This window comes from Arthrobacter sp. zg-Y20 (assembly GCF_030142075.1).
In the GTDB taxonomy this organism is placed as follows: domain Bacteria; phylum Actinomycetota; class Actinomycetes; order Actinomycetales; family Micrococcaceae; genus Arthrobacter_B.
In genome coordinates this window covers 3282325-3305633 of sequence record NZ_CP126241.1, presented here as the reverse complement: position 1 = coordinate 3305633, position 23309 = coordinate 3282325, and the positions used below count along the sequence as shown (strand labels likewise).

Sequence of the window (23309 nt, the reverse complement as noted above, 5' to 3'; positions counted from 1 at the left end):
TAGCCCTACTGCATGGAGGTGCCGGGTTCCGGCAACGGCACCGCGTGGCCGAAGCGGAAGAGGTTCTGCGGATCATAGACGGCCTTGGCCTCCTGCAGCCGCTCGAAGGCTGCCGGCTCCCAGGCGCGCCGCCGGTCCCGGGGATCCCCGGCCGGACCGTGCATGTTCACCATGGTGCCGGTGGAGTACGCGGCCGTGGCCGCACTGAGCCGTTCCAGGGCGGAAGCAGTCGCGTCAGCGATGGGCGGTGCGTTGAGCCCCACTGTAAACAGGTGGAACGCGGATCCGCGGCCGGGTACCACATCCTCAATGTCCGGCTCAGTGTCCATTGCCCCTCCCATCTGCCGGATCTCGGTCATCATCAGCGGGGTGTCCGAGCCCGGGCCCACCTGTTCCAGCAGCTCCGCAGCGGGCAGCGAGGACAGCAGGGCGCCGCGCTCCATAGTGGGCATCGGGCCGTCCGGATCCATGTGGATGCTGCCAATGCCTGAGTAGTCCATGGGGCCGATGGTGTCCATAAACGGCACGGACACCCGGCGCATAGGTTCAATCAGCAGGTCTCCCTCTTCGCGGCTGCCGAAGAGCGCGAACCGCACGTGCACCGGCGCCGTGCCGCGCAGTTCCTCGGGCAGGAACGGGACATCCGGCAGATGCAGGAAGGCCAACGATGCGGAGGCGTCCGAGGGCAGCTGCGCCGTCCAATCCAGGAAGGCCTGCAGCACCCCCGGTCCGGCGGCTTCCGGATACATCAGGCCGCCGCCGTAGAACTCCTGGAACGGTGTCAGCTCGTGCGTCATGGCGGTGATGATGCCGAAATTCCCCTTGCCGCCGCGCAGCAGCGTGAACAGCTCGGCGTCGTCGCCCTCCGAGTCCACGTGCCGCATCCGGCCGTCCGGGGTCACCACTTCGATGCTGCGCACATGGTCGCTGCCGAAGCCCAGGGCGCGGCCCATCACCGGCAGCCCCCCGCCGGCGGAATATCCCACAATGCCCACGGTGCCGGAGGAGCCATGGGCTCCGGTCAGGCCCAGCGGCACGGTCTGCTGCAGCAGGGTGCGCCACCGGACGCCGGCCCCTACCGTGGCGGTGCCGTCGTCGGGGTTGATCACCACGTCCTGCAGCCGGGAGGTATTAATCAGCAGGCCCTCGTCCATGGGCGAGGAAACAGAATGTCCGGTGGCCTGGACCGCCAGCGGAATGCCACGCTCGCCGGCCCAGCGGACCGCGGCCTGCACGTCGGCGGCGCCGGCCGCGCCCAGCACCGCCTCGGGGCGGTGCATCAGGGTGGGGTTCACTGTCATGGTGTCAGTGTCATAACCCGGATCCCCGGGGAAACTGACGGGTCCCCGGACGGCGGCGCGGAGGTCTTCGAGGTCGGTGTCGGTAAGCATGGTCTTTTCTCTCGGTGGGGCGCACGGCTGCGCGGTTCGGCAGACCACCCCGGCCTGGTTAAACGCTAGGGAAGCGGAAGGCTGCCTGTACATCCCCGGCTCGGAAGTTCGCGCCGGGAACCCGCCCGCCCGCCCCGGCCCGCCGCCGTCGTTCCGGCTAAGCGTTGCCGCGCCCTCCGGGACCGGGCAGAATCGGAACGACGGCGGGGCGGGTCCCGGCGGCGGAGGGAGCACCAATGAGCACGGACACCGGCGCGCGCACGGAAACCGAAGCGGGGCATGCGGCGGACCGCCATGACGTCATCCGGGTGCAGGGTGCGCGCGTGAACAACCTGCAGGACATCAGCATTGAGATCCCCAAACGGCGCCTGACCGTGTTTACCGGCGTGTCCGGGTCCGGGAAAAGCTCACTGGTGTTCGGCACCATTGCCGCGGAATCCCAGCGGCTGATCAACGAAACCTACAGTGCCTTTGTGCAGGGTTTCATGCCGTCCCTGGCCCGGCCGGATGTGGACCTGCTGGAGGGGCTGACCACGGCGATCATCGTGGATCAGGAACGGATGGGCTCCAACCCGCGCTCCACCGTGGGCACCGCCACCGACGCGAACGCCATGCTGCGGATCCTGTTCAGCCGGCTGGGGCAGCCACACATCGGCCCGCCCAACGCCTACTCCTTCAACGTGCCCTCCGTGCGCGCCTCCGGTGCCATCACGGTGGAGCGCGGCGACGGGAAAACCCGGGCAGAGAAAGCCACCTTCAACCGGCTGGGCGGCATGTGCCCGCGCTGCGAGGGCACCGGTGCGGTCACCGACTTCGACCTCACCGCCCTGTACGACGACGCGAAGTCCCTGTCCGAGGGGGCCATCACCATCCCGGGCTACAGCATGGAGGGCTGGTTCGGGCGGATCTTCGCCGGCTCCGGCTTCTTTCGGATGGACAAACCCATTGCGAAGTTTTCCAAGCGCGAGCTGCATGATCTGCTGTGGAAGGAACCCACCAAAATCAAGGTGGAGGGCATCAACCTCACCTATGAGGGCCTGATCCCCAAGATTCAGAAGTCCATGCTGTCCAAGGACCCGGAATCCATGCAGCCGCACATCCGCGCCTTCGTTGACCGGGCCATCACCTTCAGCACCTGCCCGGACTGCGGCGGCACCCGGCTGGCCCCGGAAGCGCGGTCCTCGAAAATCGGTGGGAAAAACATTGCCGATGTCTGTGCCATGCAGATCAGCGATCTGGCCGGCTGGGTCCGCGGCCTGAAGGAACCCTCGGTGGCGCCGCTGCTGGCCGGACTGCAGCACCTGCTGGACGCGTTCGCGGAGATCGGGCTGGGCTACCTGTCCCTGGACCGGCCCTCGGGCACCCTGTCCGGCGGCGAATCGCAGCGGACCAAGATGATCCGCCACCTGGGCTCCTCCCTCACCGACGTCACCTACGTGTTCGACGAACCCACCATTGGCCTGCATCCGCATGACATTGCCCGGATGAACCAGCTGCTGCTGCAGCTGCGGGACAAGGGCAACACCGTGCTGGTCGTGGAGCACAAGCCCGAGACCATTGCGATTGCCGACCACGTGGTGGACCTGGGTCCGGGCGCCGGAACCGGCGGGGGCACAGTCACCTTCGAGGGGAGCCTGGCCGGGCTGCGGGACAGCGGCACCCTGACCGGCCGGCACCTGGGGGACCGGGCGCGGCTGAAGGAGGCGGTGCGGCCGGCGTCGTCGTTCTTCCAGGTCCGCGGCGCGGACACCAACAACCTGCGCAACATCGACGTCGACATTCCGCTGGGCGTGCTGGTGGTCCTCACCGGGGTGGCCGGCTCGGGCAAGAGTTCGCTGATTTCCGGGTCCGTGTCCGGGCGGGAGGATGTGGTGACCGTGGACCAGGGCGCCATCCGCGGCTCCCGGCGCAGCAATCCGGCCACCTACACGGGCCTGCTGGAACCCATCCGCAAAGCGTTCGCCAAGGCCAACGGAGTCAAGCCGGCCCTGTTCAGTTCCAATTCCGAGGGTGCGTGCCCAACCTGCAACGGCGCCGGGGTGGTCTATACCGAGCTGGGCGTGATGGCCACGGTGGAATCGGTGTGCGAAACCTGCGAGGGCCGCCGGTTCCAGGCTTCCGTGCTGGAGTACCGGCTGGGTGGCAAGGACATTGCCGAGGTGCTGGCGCTCTCGGTCACCGACGCGCAGGAATTCTTCGGCGACGGCGAGGCCCGCACCCCGGCCGCGCATAAGATCCTGACGCAGCTGGCCGACGTCGGTCTGGGCTACCTGCACCTTGGCCAGCCGCTGACCACCCTGTCCGGCGGCGAGCGGCAGCGGCTGAAACTGGCCACGCACATGGGCGGCAAGGGCGGCATCTACGTGCTGGATGAGCCGACCACGGGCCTGCACCTGGCCGACGTCGAGCAGCTGTTGGCGCTGCTGGACCGGCTGGTGGAGTCCGGGAAGTCGGTGATTGTCATTGAGCACCACCAGGCGGTGATGGCGCACGCGGACTGGATCATTGACCTGGGTCCGGGAGCCGGGCGCGACGGCGGCACGATCGTGTTCGAGGGAACGCCGGCGGACCTGGTGGCCCAGCCGTCCACGCTGACCGGAGAGCATCTGGCAGCATACGTGGCCGGCTAGCTTTTCCCTCCGTTTTGGGATTCTGCTGCCGGTTTGGGAAATCCCTCCGCTGCGGAACGGCAGGAATTTCCCAAACCGTACGGTTTTTCCCAAACCGCGGGGTTTACCCCGACGTATGCCGGAAACCGGCCCAGAAGAAGCCGTACTTGTCGCTGCCGGCCCCGGGCAGGTCGTCCTTGAACTCGCGCACCACCGCCGCCAGCTGGGCCCGGAAGGCTTCGAGCCGGTCCGGGGTCAGGTGCAGGGTGTAGGACGCTTCGCCGAAACGGTCCGCTTCCGGTGCCGCCGCATAGGAATCCAGTCCGGAGCGCAGGATGGCGTTGCGGACGCTCATCGACTCTGCGCTGGTGCCCGGGAAGGACAGGGTAGCCGTTTTGCCGGTGGCCAGATACGGCACTTCCCGCGCTCCACGCCTGCCGGCGCGCTCGGCCTGGACCACGATGAACCCCTGGTCCACAAGGCGGTTGATGTGGTGCAGGGTCGCCCCCGGCGTGGTGCCCAGCTCGGCGGCAATTTCCTTGTTGGTTTTGGCTTCCCCGCGCAGTGCCTGCAGAATCCGGATGCGCACCGGGTGCGCCAGTGCTTTTGCTTCCGCTGCCGTGGCGTCCCTGTCCCGCTCCATGGGAAAAGCATAGACGGCACCGCCGAACTGATCTATTGTTCTGGATCACAAGTGATCTGGACTTCTGGATCAGTTCAAAATGGGGGGATACGCATGAGCTCTGCCAGCACGGACCTGCGCGCTGCGCATCAACCCACCCGGCTGCCGGGGGCGTACCGCTGGTGGCTGTTCGGGTTCATCTGGACGGTGGCGGGCAACGCCGTGCTGACCTTCGGCTTGGCCTGGGTGGCGGCCGGGACCAGCGGCACCGCAGCCGGACTGGTGCTCAGCGCTGGACTGTTGCCTCGCCTGCTGCTGTCGCTGTGGGGAGGGTCGGTGGCAGACCGGTTCGGGGCCTGGGCGGTGATGGTTACGGCAGACGGTCTGATGGTGGTGGTCTGTGCCGTGCTCACCGTGGTGGTGCTGTCGGTGGGAACGCCCTTGTGGGTCCTGATGACGGCTGCCGGGCTGATGGGTGTTGCGGATGCGTTTTACCGCCCGGCCTCCGGCGCCTTCCCCCGCTACCTGGTCCCGCCCGGCCAGATGCGGCAGGCCGCCGCAGCCCGGCAGATTGTGCTCCAGCTGATCGGCATCGCGGGACCGGTGCTGGGAGGAGTGGTGGTGATGGTGCTGTCCCTGCAGGGCGGCACCGCGGCAGCCACTGCCGGGTTCGCCGTCATGTTCCTGATTCTGCTGTCCCTGCGCACCCGGCGGCTTCCCGTGGCCCGTGCCTCCAGTGGCAGGAACCTCTCGGTGGCGGTCCGGGACGGGCTGGCCTATGCCCTCCGGACACCGGCGGTCCGGGTGATCCTGGTGCTGCTGGCCTTCATTGCCGGCTTCGTCATTCCGCTGACCGGGCTGCTGCTGCCGCTGCTGGCCCAGGACCAGGGCTGGCCCGGCGCCGCAACCGGCAGCATGGCTGGAGCCTACGGCGCGGGCGTGCTGCTGAGTTCGGTCCTCTTCCTGCTCCGCCCGCACTCCCGCCTCACCCGGATGCCTGCACTGGCCGGCACCGCGGTCACGGGACTGGCCATGCTCGCCGTCGCGGTGGTTCCGACGCCGGGGTGGGCCGGGGCGGCCTGCGTGGCGGCAGGCTGCGGAACCGGGTACTTCGTGGCGAAGGCGGCGCCGGTGCTCCTGACCGAGGTGCCGGACGAATACCTTTCCCGGATCCAGTCCATCAGCCTGTTTGTGCAGACGCTGCCGGTGCTGTTCGCGAACAACCTGCTGGGCCGGCTCAGCGATACAAGCGGTGCCTGCGCTGCCGTGCTGGTTTCCGGCGGCGCGCTGGTGGCCGTAACCCTGACATGCGGCACCTCCGCTGCAGCCCGCCGGTTGTAGTGCGGGCAGCTGATTTTCCCTGCCGGTTTGGGATTCTGCTGCCGGTTTGAAGCGGCAGCAGAAGCGGGAGACGGCAGCAGAAGCGGGAGATGGCAGCAGAAACGGGAAGCTGCAGCGTCACGCCGTGTGCGGACCGATCCCGGCGTTTGCCCCACCACCCGCAGGAAGGCCCGGGCGGAGGCTGCCCCGGATCGGTAGCCGAGCTCGCCGGCCAGGGCGGAGATCGACGTCGAGCCTTCCAACAACCGGGACTGCGCCAGACCCATCCGCCACCTGGGGTTTGGGATTTTGCTGCCATTTTGGGAAATCCCTCCGCTGCAAACCGGTCGATTCTTCCCAAACCGGTCGAATCTTCCCAAACCGGTCGATTTCCGTCCCAACGGAACGGGCCGGGAAATTGTGACCTGTGTCATGCCTCCCGTACAGTGGCTACACCCCTCCGGCTATCGAACGGCGTGCCCGAATATCGAACACGCTTGAAGAAAGCCGTGCGGCGGCACCTACGGCACAACGAAGTGAGGACATCCGTGCAGTTCCACCACCACGGCTACGTATCCGGCGACCCGCGCATCGAACCCGCCGCCGGCGTCGGCGTCGACCGGCCCGCAGACTTGCCCGGGGAAGTGGACGTGCTGATTGTCGGCACCGGCCCCGCCGGCATGCTCGCCGCGGCGCAGCTGTCCCAGTTCCCCAACGTCACCACCCGGATTGTGGAGCGCCGTGACGGGCGGCTGGTGATCGGCCAGGCCGACGGCATCCAGGCCCGCAGCGTGGAAACCTTCCAGGCCTTCGGATTCGCTCAGGAAATCACCGCCGAGGCGTACCGGATCACGGAAATGTGCTTCTGGCGCCCGGACCCCGAGGACCCCTCGCGCATTGTCCGCGCCGGCCGCGCCCTTGATGATCCGGCCGGGATCAGCGAATTTCCGCACCTGATTGTGAACCAAGCCCGCGTGCTGGACTACTTCGCCCGGTTCATGGCCAACTCGCCGGCCCGCATGGCCCCGGACTACGGCCTGGAATTTGTGGGCCTGGAGGTCGACGACGCCGCCGAGTATCCGGTCACCGTCACCCTCCGGCATACCGCCGGCCCGCTCGAGGGCACCGAGCGGACGGTGAAAGCCAAGTACGTGGTGGGTGCCGACGGCGCGCGCAGCAAGGTCCGCGACTCCATCGGTTGCACCCTGGACGGTGACCAGGCCAACCACGCCTGGGGCGTCATGGACGTGCTGGCCACCACGGATTTCCCGGACATCCGCACCAAGTGCGCCATCCAGTCCTCCAACGGCGGGTCCATCCTGCTCATTCCGCGCGAGGGCGGGCACCTGTTCCGCATGTACGTGGACCTGGGCGTGGTCCCCGACGACGACAACGGGGCGGTCCGGAAAACCACCATCGACGAGATCATCGCCAAGGCCAACGGCATCCTCGCCCCCTACACGCTCGATGTCCGCAACGTGGCCTGGCACAGTGTGTACGAGGTGGGCCACCGGCTCACGGACCGGTTCGACGACGTGCGGCCCGAGGACCTCGGCGCCCGTAGCCCGCGGGTGTTCATTACCGGCGACGCCTGCCACACGCACAGCGCCAAGGCCGGGCAGGGCATGAACGTGTCCATGCAGGACGGCTTCAACATCGGCTGGAAGCTCGGCCACGTGCTGGACGGCCGCAGCCCCGAGGCGCTGCTCTCCACCTACTCGGCCGAACGCCAGGTGGTGGCAAAGAACCTCATCGATTTCGACAAGGAATGGTCCAGCCTCATGGCCAAGAAGCCCGAGGAGTTCGAGAACCCCTCGGACCTGGAGGACTTCTACGTGCGCACCGCCGAATTCCCGGCCGGGTTCATGACCGAGTACACGCGCTCCCTGCTGGTCGCCGAGGGTACGCACCAGGATTTGGCCGCCGGCTTTACCCTCGGCAAGCGCTTCAAGTCAGCGCCGGTGCTGCGGGTCAGCGACACCAACCCGGTGCAGTTGGGCCACCAGGCCCGGGCCGACGGCCGTTGGCGGATCTACGTGTTCGCGGACGCCGCGCCGGCCGGCACGGACTCGGCCCTCACCGCGTTGGCCGACTGGCTGGACACCGCCCCGGAGTCGCCGCTGGCCGCTACCCCGGCAGGCCTGGACCGCGACGCGTGGTTCGACGTCAAGGTTATTTACCAGCAGGACCACACCGGCATTGACATCAACGCCGTGCCGGCCGTGTTCAAGCCGCAGGTCGGACCGTTCCAGCTCAATGACCTGGCGAAGGTCTACGGCACGGACCCGGCGGCGGACATTTTCGAGGCCCGCGGCATCTCCCGCAGCGGCGCCGTAGTGGTGGTCCGGCCGGACCAGTACGTGGCCAACGTGCTGCCGCTGACGGCCACCGCGGAACTGGCGCAGTTCTTCACCCCGCTGCTGCCGGCCCGCCAAGTGCAGCACTAGGGAAGTGCTGCACTAGGCAAGTTCCACCGCAGACGACGACGGCGGCACCTCGGGCGGTACCGCCGTCGTCGTCGAAGTGGTCAGTATTTTGTGGAGTCGTCCAGGAGGGCAGCTATTGCGTCCAGGGTTTCATTGTCGACTTCGGCCAGTGTCCGTGTGGCGAATTCCTTGACCTTGGCGCGGCGCATGGCGGCCAGAAGTTCCAGTTCATGCTGGATGCGCTCAGGTACCTTGCCGTCCGATTCGAGCAGGTAATCAGGATTAACGTCGAAGAATTCGGCCAGGGCCGCCAGGACTTCCGAAGGCTGCCGCACGGTCGCGTCCCCGGCTTTGATGTGGTGCCAGCGGGTGCGGGACAGTTTGACGCCTTTGTCCGCCAGGGCGGACTGGATGTCCTGGAATTCGTAGGGCCTGCCCTCGGCGGTGACCACCACGTCCAACAGCAGATCGATTTTCCGGGCAAGGATCTGGGCGTCTTTTAGGTTGCGCTGCGCGGCGCTCTCACCGGTCACGGTTTTATTTCGCCTCCGAAAAGTCTTCGATGGAGTGTTCTCCTGCCAGCCCGAGGGAATGGCACCAGGCAGTGACGGCCTCATCCCATAACGCCGGGGCGGAATTCCATTCCAGCGTGTGATGGGCACCGGCAAACTCAATGAGCTGCACAGAGGCCAAGTGCCTGGACGTGAATATCCGGGAAAGCTCTACGGGCACTGATTGATCATCTGAGCCATGAAGAATCATAGTCGGGGTCGCTGGATAGCTTTGCATGGTGACGCCCGGCATCTGGTGCCACCGGATTACCGGTTCGCCCCGGGGGCGAAGAATATTGACGGTAGACGGCAGCCAGCGGGCGGCGAATTCCGGGCAGCCGGCCTTCCGCAAATGTGCGGTGATGATGGCGGGCCAGTCCAGGGCGGGGGAGACGAGGAGGGCACCGGCCGTGCTCCCGTCCGGGGATTCCTGCAGAACGCGCGCGACAATGGAGGCGCCCAGCGACCAGCCAACGAAGATGATCCTGCGGGCTCCGCAGGCCAGCGCGTAGCGGCGTGCTGTTTCGATTTCGGTCCACTCGCTGACACCTAGGTGACTGCGCCGCTGCCGCCCGGGAAGGTCCAGTGAGGTCCGGTAGGAGGGAAGCAGCGAGGTGTAGCCGAGCCGGGAAAACGCCCGGACTCCACGCAGGCACTGGCTCCGCGAGCTCCCCAGTCCGTGGACGTGAATGACCCATACATCACCGGGACCTTCGGCGGGGAGAACCCAGGCGGGCAAGCCGCCGATCTGCACGTCCTCGTACCGGAAACCGAAATCGGCCGGGGTTTCCCCGAGGTGGCCGCTGAGCTGTCCCTTGCCGTCGTGGAGAACACGGGCGGGATCGCCTCGTTCCACGGTCCGCCGCAGTCCCCGGAGCGGCTGCCCAGGGAAAACCCGGGGTGGGGTGGCACAGGTTGCGGCGGGCGGTTCGAGGACGGGAGGCCCGAGGACGATGAGTTCGCCCCCGGACGCGGCGCGCATGCTCAGGCGCCCCGGGTGGGCCGCGAACCCGGCGGGATCAAAATCCAGGTACATGCGTGAATCCTGTTGGCCGTGGCCGCGGACCGGAACCAGCCGCCTGCTCTGCGCGGCATCGGTTGCCTGGGCGCGGATGAGAGGCCCGGCCAGCAGCGGGAGCGCGGCGACGGCTGCGGCGGAGGCCAGAAGCGCCGCCTTGAACCGGTTCACCGGACGGCCCGGCCCTGCTGCAAGCACAGCGCTTCCGCTCGGGCCAGGACGGACTGATGCTCCACGGACAGTGCGGGCTGGCCGCTGACATTTATCCAGTCATGGATCTCGATCACCAGGCGGTGAATCGTGTCGGTGGCGTCCCGCGCGGTTTTCTCGGGACCAGCGGCAACACTCCCCGCCGTGGTGCCGAGCAGGCTGACCGCCGGAGCCATGGCTACGGTGGACAGCCACAGGGCTTTTACCTGCGGTTCCAGTTCCTGAATCTGCCGGCGGACGCTGAATTCGCTCAGGACCCTGCCCAGTGGCGGAACGGCCAGGCCGGACGCCAGCAGCAGCACCGTCAGGGCATAGGAGATGTCATAGACCGTGCCGACAGCCCGCATCAGGCTTTCGGCACCCGCTACGTGGGCTACATCCATCACGATCACCGATGAGCACAGCCCCATCCCGGCGCAGCAGCCCCAGCCGATGATCCTAAACCCGGCCCGGAAGCGCCGTCGCCGCATGTGCGGCACATTCCGGATGCAGGTGAGCAACGTTCCCGCCAGCACGGCAAAGAGGTACAGGTACTGGATACCCGAATAGATCGCCGCGGCCGTCTGATCCCCGTAATCCAGCATAAAAGTGGTTGATACAGCCGGATCGTCAATGAAAGCGAAGCTCACCACCATAACGAGGATGGTGGCGCCGGCAGCGGCGGGAATCCAGCGCTGCCCCGGAGCCGCGCCGGTGTCTCCGGCCGCTGCTCCGCGGGCGATTGCGCGGGACAGATAGTAAATGCCGGCAATCAGGAAAATATTCGAGACCAGGTCCAGGGCATTGGGCCAGGGCAATTGGTGCGCCGCCCACAGATAAACGCCATTGATGTTGGTGGTAAGCGACGCAGCTATGACGACGGCGGCTTTCAGCATGGTGTTGTCGGGTCGGGAACGCGCACGCAGCAGCAGGGTCAGGACAAGCAGCCACATAAAGACGGAAACAAGAATAGTGATCATTCGAAATAGGCCTCGTAGCTGTAGATTTCCTGGCTGGATTCCCTGATGGCGGCGGCTAGGAGGTCTGCCAGGTATTCGGCTGTGGCTTCCAGATCGGACCGGAAATCCCCGCGGGCCAGGGCCTTTGCCACCACTTCACCGGAAAGCTCCTGGAAAGCCTTGATGCCCTGCCAGGTGGCGCCTTCAGCTTCATCGTGCCTGAGGATCATGTGGGCCAGTTCGTGGAGGATCATTTGCTGGCGGTGCAGCACGCCCCTGGTGGCGGAGTGATAGACCACGTCCACATGCTCCCGGGGAATCCACAGTCCGCAGATCTTGGTGCCCGTGAGTTTGTCGCTTTCAATGATCACCATCCGGCGGTTACGCAGCACCTGAACACGTTCAATCAGGGAATCAAGGGTGACACGGGCAGGCAGCCGGAGGCGCTGAAACGCTTCCTGTGCCGTTTCGTGCAGGGTCTTGGACAAATCTGGATCCTCAATTTCCGGGCTGAGCAATTAGTCTATTTCGGAACATGTTCCGATCATGTACGGTGAGGGTGTCGGCCCGCAGCAAATCGTCGCGAAAGTTGGGGGACTTGCGAGTTTTCGCAGCCACGGTCATTTGCGGGCCGACATCCTTCTCCGGCATGTGCTGAAAATAGCGCACTTTGATGCGGAAAGGGTTCAAGGATGGCTTTGTCCAGGCCGGGAGTAACGGCAGTGGCAGACTTGCCGGTATGAATGAGCCTTTTTCGCCGGAGCTGGACTTCGACGCCGCCGCGAACCTCTGGGATGCCTATGCAGCAGCGTTCCCTGCCCAAGCGGCTGCCGCCGGAACCTACAACGTCGAGGCGTTCGGTGACTCTTCGGCCCTGGCCGACGAACTGCTGGCCCTGGTGCTGGACGGCACCAAACGCGCCACTTCCTCGCACGTTGCCGAATACGTGGACGAGGGCGAGCCCCTGCCGCGCATCGGGCTTCACTGGATTGTGTGCGACGGCGACGGCGTGCCGCGGGTGATCCTGCGGACCACGGAGCTTAGGCTCGGCACATTCGACGATGCTGATGAAGCTCTCGCCCGCGATGAGGGGGAGGACGATCTCAGCCTGGACTCCTGGCGGCGGGAACATCAACGGTTCTGGGAGCGCACCGCAGCCGCGCGGGGCGGCAGCTGGTGCGAGTCCGACGAGTTGGTGTTCGAGCGCTTCGAGGTGGTTTGGCCCGCCCAATAGGAGTCTGGAATGCGTCCCCATTATGAGATCACCGCGTACCCGGTGGTCATCCCGCTGGCCGTGGTGGTTTTCACCGTTCTGCTGTGGCGGCTGCACCGCAGGGGGGACCTGACCGTTCCGCGGGTTCTGGTGAGCGCCGTCATGTGCGTCTACGGTGCCGGTGTTATCGGGAACACGCTCTTCCCGATTCAGTTTGCGGCCGGCTCCAGCCCGCGTTGGGGGAGCCTGAACCTGGTCCCGCTGCAGAACGCAGAGTGGGATGACATTTTGCAAAACATCCTGGTGTTCATCCCTCTGGGCATGCTCCTGCCGCTCATCTCCCGCATCCGTTCGGCACCACGGGTGTTGCTCGTGGGGTTCCTGGTCAGCCTCACCATGGAACTGCTGCAGTACGCCAACGCCGTTTTGTGGAACGGCGGTCATGTTGCGGACGTGAATGACCTGCTGGCCAATACCGGAGGAGCTCCCCTCGGGTACGGCATCTACCGGGGAATGCTGCTCCTGCCCGCCTTTCGCCGAAGGCTTCCGGCCGGAGCGGGCCGCCCCGGTTAGGATCCCGGATGCGCCGCCCGTTGAAAGGCCGAGCAGCTGCCCTTGTAGTACTCCCGGAGTTTTGCGGGATTCCCGGCCCTGGCAGGCTCAACTACGGCTGCGTCAAAGACCTCCGGGTTAACCATGTATTCCCGGGATGCCGGCAGGCTCGTGTACTTGGCCAGGTAACCCATGCTTTGTTCCTGTGCTGCCGCGTCACCGGCGTCTGAGGCTGAGATATAGGCGTCCATCCAGGCGCAGAGCCAGTAGGCGGCCACATCGTTGTCCTGGTTGCCGTCCGCGATGCTGATGTCGCCCAGCTTCGCCCGGACCTCGGGGTCGCTGAAGTCGGTGGTTTCAACCTGCCATTCCACACCGGCAGGCAGCGGCTCCGGGAATTCGGCGATGGCTTCGGCAACGGCCTGGTCGTAGCATTCCGGCCTAATGCTCTGCATGCCGGACGGTTCCGTACGCAGAATTTCCCCGCCCGGGCAGGGACGCAGGGTCCTTTTTGCCTGCGACGGGCTTGCACTGGCCTCGGCGCGGGCGCGGGCCTCGTTCATCTCGGCATCGGTGGCACCGCACCCGGCGAGCAGACCGGCCAGCAGCAGCGCCGCGAAAATACCTGAACTCCGAGTTTCCAAGCCGATCCATCCCCCGATAGCGGAGCCCACGGCGGGAACGCGTCCGGCACGTCCGGCACAAGCGTGCCGCAGGCTATCCAGATCCTAACCGCCCGGCGTCGGCATGGCTAGTACCGGTTTTGAGCGGACACGGCGGCAAGGCCGCCTGGTCCGGACTACCCTGCCACCCTGCCGCCCTGCCCGGTACGCAGTTACCAGGGCAGCGGGCCGTCTTCGTCGCTGAACGTGCCGGTGGGACCGTTGGCGGGAATGGTGGCCATCCGCACCGCAGCCCGAGCGCCCTGTTCCGGGGTGCGGGTACCGCGGAAACCATTCAAGTCCGTGGCCACAAAGCCGGGGCACACCGCATTGACCAGGATCCCTTCCGGCGCAAGGCCCTTCGCGTACTGCAGTGTCAGCGAGGTCAGTGCCGTCTTGGAGGGGGCGTAGCCGGCCGCGATCGGGTCGGTATTGGCCGGATCGGAGACCGCCGTGAGCGATCCCGCCACGCTGGAGACGTTGACGATCCGCGGGGTCCGGGACAGGCGCAGCAGTGGCAGGAACGCCGAGGTTACGTTGATGACGCCGAAGAAGTTGGTGTCGAAAACGGAACGGATCTCATTGACGTCCACCGAGCCGGGCTGCTGGGCGGCAAAGCTGACCCCCGGCGTCGCGACGATGCCGGCGTTGTTGACCAGGGCATCCAGACGGCCGAAACGGGTTTTGACCGCGTCGGCGGCGGCTTCCACCGAGTCGCGGTCAGTGACATCCAGGACCACGGCAAAGGCGTCGCCGCCCTCGGCCCGCAGCTCTGCCGCTGCCCGTTCGCCGGCGACGGCGCTCCGTGCGGCCACCACCACGGTGTGGCCAAGCGCGGACAGCTGCCCGGCGATCTGCCGGCCAATGCCCTTGTTGGCGCCGGTGACGAGGGTAATCATGCTGTCATTCATGGGAACTCCTAAAGAAAACTTTTCCTCCGAACTGGAGGACGCCTTCCAGTCTGCCCGCGAAAATCTGTACGCGGAATAACTTAAAGTCCGCATTTATTGCTCTAGAGTACAAACATGGCGAATGACCGGTTGTCGGAAGTGCTGGACTTCATTGAGGTGCGCGGGATCATCTCGGGCAGTACGGCGGTGCACGGGCGCTGGGAGTCGGAAAGCCTGCTGGAGGAGGACCTGAAGTTCTTCGCCGTGGTGCAGGGGTCCATGCGGGTGTCCACCAACGGCGCAGAAACCCCGCTGCTTTTGGAAGCCGGCGAGGTGGCCGTGCTCAACGGCCGCACCTGGCTCCGGTTGGAGGGCTGCAACGGGGGCGGCGCCGGGGAAGGCCCCGGGGACAGCGTGCCGGTCCGGCTGGATCCGCCGGCCAGCGGCACCTTTGTCCGCGTGGGGGAGGGGGAACCCGGCGAGGAGGACATCATCATCGGCGGCCGGATTGCCGTCAATGATGCCGGGCGGGAACTGCTGCTGCAGGCCCTGCCGCCCGTGGCGCACATCCGCTCCGGCTCCGCAGCCGCCCCGCACATGCACGGGCTGATGGAGCGGCTCTTCGCGGAGGTGTCCAACGCGCGGATGGGATCGGAGTTCGCGGTCCGGCAGTACGGGCAGCTGCTGCTGGTGGACGTGCTCCGGGCCTTTCTGGAAGAGGCGGAGCTGCCCAGCGGCTGGCTGAAACTGCTGACCGATGACCGCCTGCGGCCCGCCGTCGCACTGATCCACTCCCGGCCGGACAAACCCTGGTCCCTGGAAGAGCTGGCGCGTGCGGCAGCGATGTCCCGCACCGCCTTCGCTGAACGGTTCCGTGAGGTGGCCGGCACTCCGCCGCGCACCTACCTGAACAACTGGCGGATGCTGGTGGCGCAGCGGGAGCTGCGCTCCGGGGACGTCCGGATCCGGTCGCTCGCCCTGGACCTGGGCTTTTCCTCGGAAAGCTCCTTCAGCACGGCCTTCAAACGCAGCATCGGGGAGTCCCCGCTTCGCTACCGCACCCGGATGCGCGGGCTCGCGGCGTCGAACTAGGCGCCTGGCGCCGTTAGGCTGTCCGCAGCACTTCCGGGCGCGGTCCGGTGCGGTGCCCAACAGCTTCCGGGGGGAATTCCATGAGTCACAGCGCAGCGCAGCCGGGCCGGCCCAGTCACGACGACGGCGATGCCCGCCCAGGCACGTATGCCGGCCGGCAGCACCCGGTCGCCACGCTGGTGCTGATCGCACTGGGAATCGGCGTGTTTGCCGGACTGGTGGGATTGGCGCCCTGGGTCGCTACCGGCATGGTGCTGCCGGTGCAGAATCTGTGGGCCTTCCAGACCATGCCCGAGGATATGCCCGTGGCATTGCTGCCGTTGAGCCAGTACATGGCCATCCGGATCGTAGGCCTGATGGTTACCGGCGGACTGGTGGCTGCCTTAGGCCTGCGCTGGTGGGCTCCGGCCCGCCATTGGACAGCGGTCGGCTGGGCGGCCGCGGGACTGCTGCTGGTGCAGGTCGCCGCCGCGGTGCAGTCCTTTTCGGTCCTGGGCGACGGGCTGCTTATGGGCAGCCTGGGCGACCTTTACTTCTACGGGCTGCTGGCCGGGGTGGTCGCGGCAATAGCGGCTGCGGTGGTGGTGCTCCTGGCCGTTCGGTCGCGGAGCAAGGCCGTGGCGGCGCTGGGGATCGGCTTGGCGGCGGTGCCGGCGGGGGAGTGGCTGTTTGCCTGGGGCGAGGTGTTCTGGGAGTCCTTCGCCCTGCCTCCGGTGGTCTCGATGCTGGGCCACTGGTTCCCGGCGGTGCTGGCGGGGCTGGCCCTGGCCTGGTGTCCGCCTGACCGGATGGGCCGCGCGGCAGTATGGGTGGTGGATCTGGCACTGCTGTGGACGGTCCCGGTCCTGTTCGACGCCGTCGCCGGGGCACTGGGCACACGCGTTTTCCGGGGTGACCTGGCGCTGATGCAGGAATACGCCGCAGGCTCCTTTACGGCAGCGCTGGATTCGCCCGGAGCCGTGGGGACGGTGGTGCTGGCCGCAGCGCTGGGTGTGGCCGGGGTGCTTGTGCGCATGGTTACCCGCCGCACTGCCTAACCGGTCCGCCCAGCCAATCCGCCTACCCAGTCTGCTGCACACGCCGGTGCAGGTGGCGGCGGCCGTGCATACGGGCGTAGATCCTGGCCCGGCTGCTGGACAGGGCCAGGATCAGCAGGATGTCGAAGGAATACCCGAACAGGTTCGAGCCCAGCGGCACCCCGGGCTGGCTGAACACCGTAACCACCTGCAGGATGATGGCCGCGGAGCTCAGGGACATGGCCGAGACCCGGGCAATGTTGCTGCCGCGCAGGATCAGCACGGCCAGCACCGCTTCCACGCCGGCGAACACAGTCAGCGAGACGCTGGCCGGAGCGTAGGCGCTGCCCATATCCGCGAGCCCCTGGCTGTCTTCGCCCAGCAGTTGGGTCACCCAGGGCCCATTGGCAAACCGGGCCAGGAACGGCGAGGCCACCGTGAAAGCCGCGACTCCGCGCAGGAACACCAGGACGGCACCGAAGACCACCGGAGCAGGCCGGTGAAGTGGCAGCCGGGAGAGGGCGCCGGAACCGGTCCGGTTGATCGCCGCCAGCTCCTCCTGTTCTCCGGCCTCCTCCGGTATGCGGGCCAGGTCTACCACCGGCAGATCACCGTCGGTGGCGATCGAATCACCGCCGCCGTTGCGCGAGTGGTAGCCCGAGGAGAAGTTCTTGATGACCTGCACCGAGATCTCCGGGGAGTTCTCTTCCATGGTGGAGACGAGGTAGTCCCGTTCGGCGTCGATGTTTTCGCCGACCCGGTGGGTGACTTGCAGCGTGAACAGGGACAGGCCGACGGCGCGGTCGAAGGACGCTGCCGCCAGCCAGTCGGAGGCAATGCCTCCTGGCAGCATCCAGCCCTCCGGGCAGCGCCAGAACCGCACGTGGTGGCGTTGCCGCGGGTTGCCGTCCACTTCCTGCTCGTAGGCGAAATCCTGTTCCCGGCCGAACAGCAGCAGCGGACTCACCGGCGCATACGGGTAGCTGCGGTGCAGCAGGGTCGAGGAGACAATCCGCCAACTGCTGGACAGCGTCACCGGGTCCGCCAGATGCCAGCCGGCCCGGCCCAGCGCTCCGCGGAGCTGTTCCTCGGTGCCCAGGAACGCAAGGTTGACGGCGTCCCCGAACAAACCGGCATTGGTGCGGGTCCGTCCCATGAAGTAGTCCGGGATGAAGATCTTTGTCAGGATCCGGTCCACCCGCGGCAGCACCAGGTAGGCCAGCGCCGCCCAGAACACGATAAGGAACCCGATGTGCCCCAGCCCCAGCTCCAGCGATCTTTGGAACAGCAGGACGGCGAACCAAATCGCGGCGAGGCCGCTGAAGGCGAAAAAGGCTGAGTCCAGTGCGGTAGCCGCAGGCCCCGGCCCCGGCCCCGGGTCAGTGTCCGGGCCTGGGGCGGCGGCATTTCTGCCTGCGCCTGCAGCGTCCGGTTCTGTCATGAATCCACGCTGACCGCCGCCCCGGCTCACGTCAATGCGCGGTGCTTCCTGCAGGGGCCGGACGTGTCAGAGCTTCAGTCCGCGGTGCCTGCACCCGTGGAGATGACATACTTCCGCATCCTCGCGCCGCTGCCACCGCGGCCGCTGCCGCGGCCAGTCGCGCCGCTGCCGGGACCGACGGCGGGACCGGCCGGGATGCCGCCGGCCCATTCGATGGTGCGGGCGGAGGCGGTGTTCTCCTTCCCGCAGATCAGCAGCACTTCGGGCAGGCCCAGCTCCCGCGCCTCGTCGAGCATGGCCCGCAGCGCGGCCACCGCATGGCCCTGCCGCCGGGCGGAGGGGCGGATGCCGTAGCCGATGTTCCCGGCCCGGCGCACCGCGTCGGCGTCGCCGTGACGCAGGGCGATCCCGCCCAGCACCTGCCCGCCGGAGACGATCCACCGGTAGGTGCAGCCGGTGTCCGCCGCCAGCCGCCGGAGCCAGGCCGAGAACCCGGCGGAGGTTTCGACGTCGTCCTCCGGCCGCAGCCCGAACCCGTCCTCGTGGACGCCCGGGCCCCACTCCGCGCGGGCCTGACGCCAGGCGCCCTCCAGTGCGGCAGTGGGGGCGATCAGCTGCGGCATGCGGCCACTCTAGTTGCTGCGGGTGTCGCCCGGTCGAAACGAGAAGGCACAAATTACCGTTTTTCGCCCCGGAAACCGGTAATTTGTGCCTTTTCGATCCCCGTGACGGTAATTTTTGCCTTTTCGTCCGCACCGGCAGCACGCCTCGCCCCGAGTTGCCCCCGGCACCCGTGCGTGCGACCGTGGAAGGGAGGCCGCGACACGGTCTCCCGGACGAGGGGTGCCGTACCCGGTGTGCGACAAGACGGCCCGTGGGAGATTGCCATGTCATGGATTGTTCTAGTTCTGTCCGGTGTCCTGGAGGCAGTGTGGGCCACCGCCCTGGACAAGTCGCAGGGGTTCAGCCGCTTCTGGCCGTCCGCCATCTTCGTCACCGCGCTTGTCGCGAGCATGGCCGGGCTCGCGTACGCCATGCGCGAACTGCCGCTGGGCACGTCGTACGCCGTGTGGGTGGGGATCGGCGCCACTCTGACCGTCATTTACGGCATGGCCACCGGCGCCGAATCCGTGTCCCTGCTGAAGATCCTGTTCCTGGCCATGATTGTGGGCGGCGTGATCGGGTTGAAGTCGCTGCACTAGACATGTCCTTGGCCTGAACGGCCCGCCCGCCCCGCTACATTGGTGGGCATGACTGCTGCCGGGCTCGTGCTCGAGATTTCCCAACTGCTGGTGGGCTACGCCGGCGCTCCCGTCTGCGGGGCGATCACCGCCTCCGCGTCGCCCGGGGAGATCCTCGGCGTCGTCGGTTTCAACGGGGCCGGCAAGTCCACTGCCGCCCGCACGATTGCCGGCAAACAGTTGATGCTCGACGGCGAGGTGCGGGTGCACGGCCTGCCCGCCAATGAGGACGCCATCCCCTTCCGCCGCCAGGTCGCCGCCCTCTTTGACGAGGACGCCTTCTTCCCGTCGCTGTCGCTCCGCGAACACCTGCAGCTGGTGGCCCGCGGCCATTCCGTGCCGGACCCGGACGCCGCCGTCGACGCGGAACTGGACTTCTTCGGGCTGCAGGACCGCGCCGACGCCGTGCCGGATTCCGTCTCCTCCGGCCAGCGCCGCCGGCTGCTGCTCGCCTCGGCCCTGATCCGCCCGTCCTCGCTGCTGATCCTCGATGAACCCGAACAGCGCCTGGACCCGGTGATGCGCGAACGCGTGGGAGTCCGCATCCGGGATTACGCCGACGACGGCGGCACGGTCCTGCTGGTGACCCACGATCCGGCGCTGCTCCTGGCGACGGCGGAGCGCTGCCTGCTCATAGATGACGAGGTGCGCGAGATCGAACCCGCCCGCGCCGCCGCCGAGATCGCCGGTAAATAGCGCATGGCCCGCACCACCGCGCCCGCTTCGCCGCAGTTCAATCCGGCCCGCTACACCCGTACCGTGTCGCGGAGCCACCGCCGCGGCAGCACCCGCCTCCGGGACGTGCTGCTGGAGGCTTACACCACGCTCCTGGGGGTGGGCACCATCCTGGCGCTGGCCGGGGGACTGGTCCTCGCGCTGCGGAACGAGGTGGCGCGTGCCCTGGGGTCCGGTGCCGGCGGCCGCCGCACCATCGTTGCCGCTGAATGGACCGGCCTGCCCGACGGCGCGGCCGTCACCGTCCTGCTGTTCGCTGCCCTGGCGGCGGTGCTCACCGGGGCCCGGAAGCTGGGGCCGGTGGCGGTGACTTCCGCCGAGGGGTACTGGTGGCTGGGCCTGCCCGTGGACCGCCGGCCGTTCCTCACCGGGAGGCTGCTGCGCCGTGGCGGCATGGTGTGGGCGGCCGGTGCGGTGCTGTATCTGCCGGTCGGGGTGATTACCGACCTGCAGGCGGCATTCGCCGGCCAGCTCGCCGGGGCAGCCGTCTTCGGCTTGGCCGCGGTATGCGCGTTGCTGCTGGCGGCCGTGGGGCAGTCGGCCGGGAACGGCCAGGTAGGCGGGCAGCAGGTAGACGGACAGCCGGGCGGAAATCGCCCGACGGCAGGAAACGGCATCCCGGCCGGACCGTTCGGTACGGCCGGTGCATTGGTGCTGCTGGCATTGCTGGGTTTCCTTCCCCGGCTGGCTGCCGCCGGCGAGTGGTGGCCCGCCCCCGCGGCGCTGGCCGCCGTCGTCGGACTGGGGCTGTGGGTCCAGACGCGGTTGGAGCGGATCCCGGGACGTGAACTGATCCGCGGCGGGGGAGTGTCCGGCCACGCCGGGGCGGCGCTGTATCTGATGGACACCAATGAGCTGGGGCGGGCGTTCGCCGCCGCCCCCGGCGCCCGGACCTCCCGCCGCGCCCGACGCTGGTATGCCAAGGGTGCCCGTACACCGTTCGGCGCACTGCTGCGCGCCGATGCCACCGCGTTCCTGCGCACCCCAGGACTATGGGGCCGTCCGGTGCTGCTGCTCCTGCTGTGCGTTGCTGTCCTGCTGGCAGCCGGACAGCAACCGGCCCTGATGCAGCTGGCCGTCATCCTGCTCACCATCGGCGCGGCCGTCCCGGCCATGGGTGCTCTGGCCCGGCAAACCGCCATCACCCCCGGCCTGGACGCCCTGCTGCCGCTGTCCCCGGCACTGGTGCGGTTGAGCCGGATGACGCTGCCCGCCGCTGCCATGGCCCTGTGGTCCGCCGGGTTCTGTACCGTCCTGGTGTTGCTGGGGGCGGGCAGCCCGGCGCTGATCGGGCTCGGCGCACTCGCCGGAACCGGGCTCGGCGCCGCCGCGGTGCGGGGTGCCTACCGGCCGCTGCCGGACTGGACGGTTCCGCCGTCGGACACCGTGTTCGGCCCGGTCCCGACGGCGCAAACCGGGTCCCTCGCCCGCGGCCTGGACACCATTTTGCTGGCAGCGGTGCCGTTGCTGCTGGGCCTGTTCCTGGGCTACGTTCCGGGTGCCCTGCTGCTGGGCCAGGCTGTGTTTTCCGCCGGCTGCGTCCTGCTGGTGATGTTCTCGAACCCTCGTTAGGACCCCGAACAGGACCCAGCACGTAAATCGGCTTACGGTGCGCCCGGGAACTCGTCATTGCCGGCGTCCTCGATCCAGTCGATGCCGGCGTCCGAGAAGTAGAAGCCGTCGTCGTCGCTGGTGCCTACCCACCAGTCCTCCCCAACCACAGTGCCGCCCGCACCGATAATCTCCTCCTGGATTTCCAGCGGCACCGCTTCACCGTTGTGGTTCACCAGCCACCGCTGGGCCGCGGCCGGCAGCTGCGGCCACCAATGCTCCATATCAGGGTTCGAATCAGCCATGCCAGCACTGTGCCACCGCCACAGTTGACCGGTCCAGACCCGGCGGGCTGCGGCCGGTAAACAGGCCGGGAATTCGCCGGCCGGGACCTGCGGCACCCTTGTATCCGCCGAGCCGGGCGGGTTTGCTGGGCCGATGGGATCCCTGATGTATTCGATCAACTGCTCTCTGGACGGTTACAGCGCCGACGCCAATGGTGACTTCTCCTGGATGGCGCCCTCCGAGGAAATGGTTCTCTCCCACACCGAGGACATGGAAGACGCAGCCGCCGTCCTGTACGGACGGCGGATGTACGAAAGCATGGCCGTGTGGGAAACGGACCCGGCCGCCGTTGCGGGCGCGCCCGGGGCCGAACGGTTCACGGCGGTCTGGCAGGCGACGCCGAAAACCGTGTTCTCCTCCACCCTCACCGAGCCTTGGACGGAACGGACTGAACTGGAACCGGCGCTGACCCGGGAGGCGGTGGAGCGGGCGAAGGTGGCCGGGAATGTCACCATCGGCGGGCCGACGCTGGCCAAGAGCGCCCTGCAGATGGGACTGGTCGACGCCGTCTCGCTGGTGGTTTATCCGGTGATCGTGGGCGGCGGTACCCGGGTGCTGCCGGGCGGATCCCGCATCAACCTGCGCCTGCTGGGGGAGCGGCGCTTCGCGAACGGGGCGGTGCGGCTCGACTACGCGGTGGAATGACCTCCCAGGGCTAGCACCCGCTCGGCAGCGCGCAGCATGGCGACGTCAAGAAAGGTCCCGTCCGCCAGCACAAAAGCGCCGCTTCCGTCACGGGCTGCTGCCTGCACACGCTCCACAATGCCCTGCGCCCGGGCCAGCTCAGCCGCATCCGGGGTGAAGACCCGGCGGATCACCTCAATCTGGCGCGGATGCACCGCGGTCCGCCCGGCGAAACCGAGCGCCCGGCCCGCACGGCAGCTGGCGGCCAGCCCGTCCACGTCCCGGACATGGGCGTAAACCGCCATCAACGGAGCGGGCAGGCCCGCCGCGGCAGCAGCGTTGATGATGCGGCTGCGCGGCCAGGCCAGGCCCGCCTCGCCGGCCGGCCCGGCCGGAATCCCCAGCTCGGCCCGCAGATCCGCTTCACCGGCGGCGATCGAGGCAACACCGGAACCGGCAATCTCAAACGCACGCTCAATGGACAGCGCCGATTCGAGCAGGGCATGCGCCTGCCGCCCCGGCAGCACCGCGCGGAAGGCGGCAACGTCCGCGCCCGACTGCGTTTTCGGCAGCCGCACCCCGAACTCCGGGGGCAGCGCTGCAACGGCGGCGAGGTCGGCGTCGTGGGCCCGGGACCCGCGCGCGTTCACCCGGACCTGGACCGCCGGAGCATCCCCGCCGTCCGCTTCCCGGCACTCTTCCCAGCACGCCGCGAAGTCGGTCAGCGCCGCGCGGGCAGCGTCCTTGCGGGAGGCGGCGACGGCGTCTTCCAGGTCCACGATGACCGCATCCGCCCCGGCCTGCAGCGCTTTGGCGAACCGCTCCGGCCGGTCCGCCGGCGCATATAAGGCCACCATGACCG

23 protein-coding genes and 1 riboswitch are annotated in these 23309 nt (G+C 67.8%); of the genes, 11 read left to right on the top strand and 12 right to left on the bottom strand.

Annotated elements, in window-relative coordinates; genetic code table 11:
- Positions 1 to 5: 5 nt before the first annotated feature.
- The gene (locus QNO06_RS15880; protein WP_227912006.1) at positions 6 to 1391 is read right to left on the bottom strand and encodes an FAD-binding oxidoreductase; all 1386 of its coding nucleotides are present in this window, start codon (positions 1389 to 1391) and stop codon (positions 6 to 8) included.
- 236 nt (positions 1392 to 1627) lie between these two features.
- Here QNO06_RS15880 and QNO06_RS15875 point away from each other — a divergent pair, with 236 nt between their 5' ends.
- Positions 1628 to 4021 (top strand): ATP-binding cassette domain-containing protein, encoded by a 2394-nt coding sequence (locus tag QNO06_RS15875; protein ID WP_227912005.1) that lies wholly within the window; start codon positions 1628 to 1630, stop codon positions 4019 to 4021.
- Between the two features lie 103 nt (positions 4022 to 4124).
- Here the strand turns inward: QNO06_RS15875 and QNO06_RS15870 are convergent, their stop codons facing one another.
- Positions 4125 to 4643 carry an ArsR/SmtB family transcription factor gene (locus QNO06_RS15870; RefSeq protein WP_227912004.1) on the bottom strand — a complete coding sequence of 173 codons (519 nt, stop codon included), beginning with the start codon at positions 4641 to 4643 and terminating at the stop codon, positions 4125 to 4127.
- Between the two features lie 93 nt (positions 4644 to 4736).
- Here QNO06_RS15870 and QNO06_RS15865 point away from each other — a divergent pair, with 93 nt between their 5' ends.
- Complete coding sequence (locus QNO06_RS15865; RefSeq protein WP_227912003.1) at positions 4737 to 5963, top strand: MFS transporter; 1227 nt, start codon at positions 4737 to 4739, stop codon at positions 5961 to 5963.
- Positions 5964 to 6490: 527 nt separating this feature from the next.
- Entirely contained in the window at positions 6491 to 8389 is a 1899-nt protein-coding gene (locus QNO06_RS15860) for an FAD-binding monooxygenase (protein WP_227912002.1), read from the top strand.
- A gap of 80 nt (positions 8390 to 8469) precedes the next feature.
- Here QNO06_RS15860 and QNO06_RS15855 read toward each other — a convergent pair whose 3' ends face one another.
- The 4 genes from QNO06_RS15855 to QNO06_RS15840 are packed head-to-tail and all read right to left on the bottom strand — an operon-like array spanning position 8470 to position 11573.
- Positions 8470 to 8901, bottom strand: a complete 432-nt coding sequence (locus QNO06_RS15855) for a hypothetical protein (RefSeq protein ID WP_227912001.1) — start codon at positions 8899 to 8901, stop codon at positions 8470 to 8472.
- 4 nt (positions 8902 to 8905) lie between these two features.
- Positions 8906 to 10135 carry an alpha/beta hydrolase gene (locus tag QNO06_RS15850; RefSeq protein ID WP_227912000.1) on the bottom strand — a complete coding sequence of 410 codons (1230 nt, stop codon included), beginning with the start codon at positions 10133 to 10135 and terminating at the stop codon, positions 8906 to 8908.
- Positions 10105 to 11106 (bottom strand): hypothetical protein, encoded by a 1002-nt coding sequence (locus QNO06_RS15845; protein ID WP_227911999.1) that lies wholly within the window; start codon positions 11104 to 11106, stop codon positions 10105 to 10107. Before QNO06_RS15845 ends, QNO06_RS15850 begins: the two co-directional genes overlap by 31 nt.
- The gene (locus QNO06_RS15840) at positions 11103 to 11573 is read right to left on the bottom strand and encodes a hypothetical protein (RefSeq protein WP_227911998.1); all 471 of its coding nucleotides are present in this window, start codon (positions 11571 to 11573) and stop codon (positions 11103 to 11105) included. The genes QNO06_RS15845 and QNO06_RS15840 overlap by 4 nt, the downstream gene beginning before the upstream one ends.
- Before the next feature lie 251 nt (positions 11574 to 11824).
- On the opposite strand from QNO06_RS15840, the gene QNO06_RS15835 reads away from it, so the two are divergent.
- Both QNO06_RS15835 and QNO06_RS15830 read left to right on the top strand, forming a co-directional pair.
- Positions 11825 to 12319: an ASCH domain-containing protein gene (locus QNO06_RS15835; protein ID WP_227911997.1), complete on the top strand. Its 495-nt coding sequence runs from the start codon at positions 11825 to 11827 to the stop codon at positions 12317 to 12319.
- A 9-nt stretch (positions 12320 to 12328) separates the two neighbouring features.
- Positions 12329 to 12871 carry a VanZ family protein gene (locus QNO06_RS15830; protein ID WP_227911996.1) on the top strand — a complete coding sequence of 181 codons (543 nt, stop codon included), beginning with the start codon at positions 12329 to 12331 and terminating at the stop codon, positions 12869 to 12871.
- Here the strand turns inward: QNO06_RS15830 and QNO06_RS15825 are convergent.
- Positions 12868 to 13494: a hypothetical protein gene (locus tag QNO06_RS15825; protein ID WP_227911995.1), complete on the bottom strand. Its 627-nt coding sequence runs from the start codon at positions 13492 to 13494 to the stop codon at positions 12868 to 12870. The two genes, QNO06_RS15830 and QNO06_RS15825, sit on opposite strands and share 4 nt — an antisense overlap.
- Before the next feature lie 191 nt (positions 13495 to 13685).
- Positions 13686 to 14423: an SDR family oxidoreductase gene (locus QNO06_RS15820; RefSeq protein ID WP_227911994.1), complete on the bottom strand. Its 738-nt coding sequence runs from the start codon at positions 14421 to 14423 to the stop codon at positions 13686 to 13688.
- A gap of 114 nt (positions 14424 to 14537) precedes the next feature.
- Between QNO06_RS15820 and QNO06_RS15815 the strand changes: the two genes are divergently transcribed.
- Together QNO06_RS15815 and QNO06_RS15810 are read left to right on the top strand one after the other, a co-directional pair.
- Positions 14538 to 15494 (top strand): AraC family transcriptional regulator, encoded by a 957-nt coding sequence (locus QNO06_RS15815; RefSeq protein ID WP_227911993.1) that lies wholly within the window; start codon positions 14538 to 14540, stop codon positions 15492 to 15494.
- 80 nt (positions 15495 to 15574) lie between these two features.
- Positions 15575 to 16531: a hypothetical protein gene (locus tag QNO06_RS15810; protein ID WP_227911992.1), complete on the top strand. Its 957-nt coding sequence runs from the start codon at positions 15575 to 15577 to the stop codon at positions 16529 to 16531.
- Positions 16532 to 16553: 22 nt separating this feature from the next.
- Here the strand turns inward: QNO06_RS15810 and QNO06_RS15805 are convergent, their stop codons facing one another.
- Positions 16554 to 17951, bottom strand: a complete 1398-nt coding sequence (locus QNO06_RS15805; RefSeq protein WP_227911991.1) for an LssY C-terminal domain-containing protein — start codon at positions 17949 to 17951, stop codon at positions 16554 to 16556.
- Positions 17952 to 18025: 74 nt separating this feature from the next.
- Positions 18026 to 18574, bottom strand: coding sequence for a GNAT family N-acetyltransferase (locus QNO06_RS15800; protein WP_227911990.1), 549 nt, complete (start codon positions 18572 to 18574; stop codon positions 18026 to 18028).
- 187 nt (positions 18575 to 18761) lie between these two features.
- Positions 18762 to 18828, top strand: a riboswitch (guanidine-III (ykkC-III) riboswitch).
- Positions 18829 to 18838: 10 nt separating this feature from the next.
- On the opposite strand from QNO06_RS15800, the gene QNO06_RS15795 reads away from it, so the two are divergent.
- From QNO06_RS15795 to QNO06_RS15785, 3 genes are read left to right on the top strand one after another with little or no spacing between them, the layout of a single operon-like run.
- Positions 18839 to 19153, top strand: coding sequence for a DMT family transporter (locus QNO06_RS15795; protein WP_227911989.1), 315 nt, complete (start codon positions 18839 to 18841; stop codon positions 19151 to 19153).
- 48 nt (positions 19154 to 19201) lie between these two features.
- Positions 19202 to 19888: an ABC transporter ATP-binding protein gene (locus QNO06_RS15790; RefSeq protein WP_227911988.1), complete on the top strand. Its 687-nt coding sequence runs from the start codon at positions 19202 to 19204 to the stop codon at positions 19886 to 19888.
- 3 nt (positions 19889 to 19891) lie between these two features.
- Entirely contained in the window at positions 19892 to 21499 is a 1608-nt protein-coding gene (locus tag QNO06_RS15785) for a DUF6297 family protein (RefSeq protein WP_227911987.1), read from the top strand.
- A gap of 32 nt (positions 21500 to 21531) precedes the next feature.
- On the opposite strand, the gene QNO06_RS15780 is transcribed toward QNO06_RS15785, so the two are convergent.
- Positions 21532 to 21783, bottom strand: a complete 252-nt coding sequence (locus tag QNO06_RS15780; RefSeq protein WP_227911986.1) for a hypothetical protein — start codon at positions 21781 to 21783, stop codon at positions 21532 to 21534.
- Positions 21784 to 21916: 133 nt separating this feature from the next.
- Here QNO06_RS15780 and QNO06_RS15775 point away from each other — a divergent pair, with 133 nt between their 5' ends.
- Positions 21917 to 22468 carry a dihydrofolate reductase family protein gene (locus QNO06_RS15775; protein WP_227911985.1) on the top strand — a complete coding sequence of 184 codons (552 nt, stop codon included), beginning with the start codon at positions 21917 to 21919 and terminating at the stop codon, positions 22466 to 22468.
- On the opposite strand, the gene QNO06_RS15770 is transcribed toward QNO06_RS15775, so the two are convergent.
- Entirely contained in the window at positions 22453 to 23304 is an 852-nt protein-coding gene (locus tag QNO06_RS15770; protein ID WP_284162470.1) for an HpcH/HpaI aldolase/citrate lyase family protein, read from the bottom strand. The two genes, QNO06_RS15775 and QNO06_RS15770, sit on opposite strands and share 16 nt — an antisense overlap.
- Positions 23305 to 23309 lie beyond the last annotated feature (5 nt).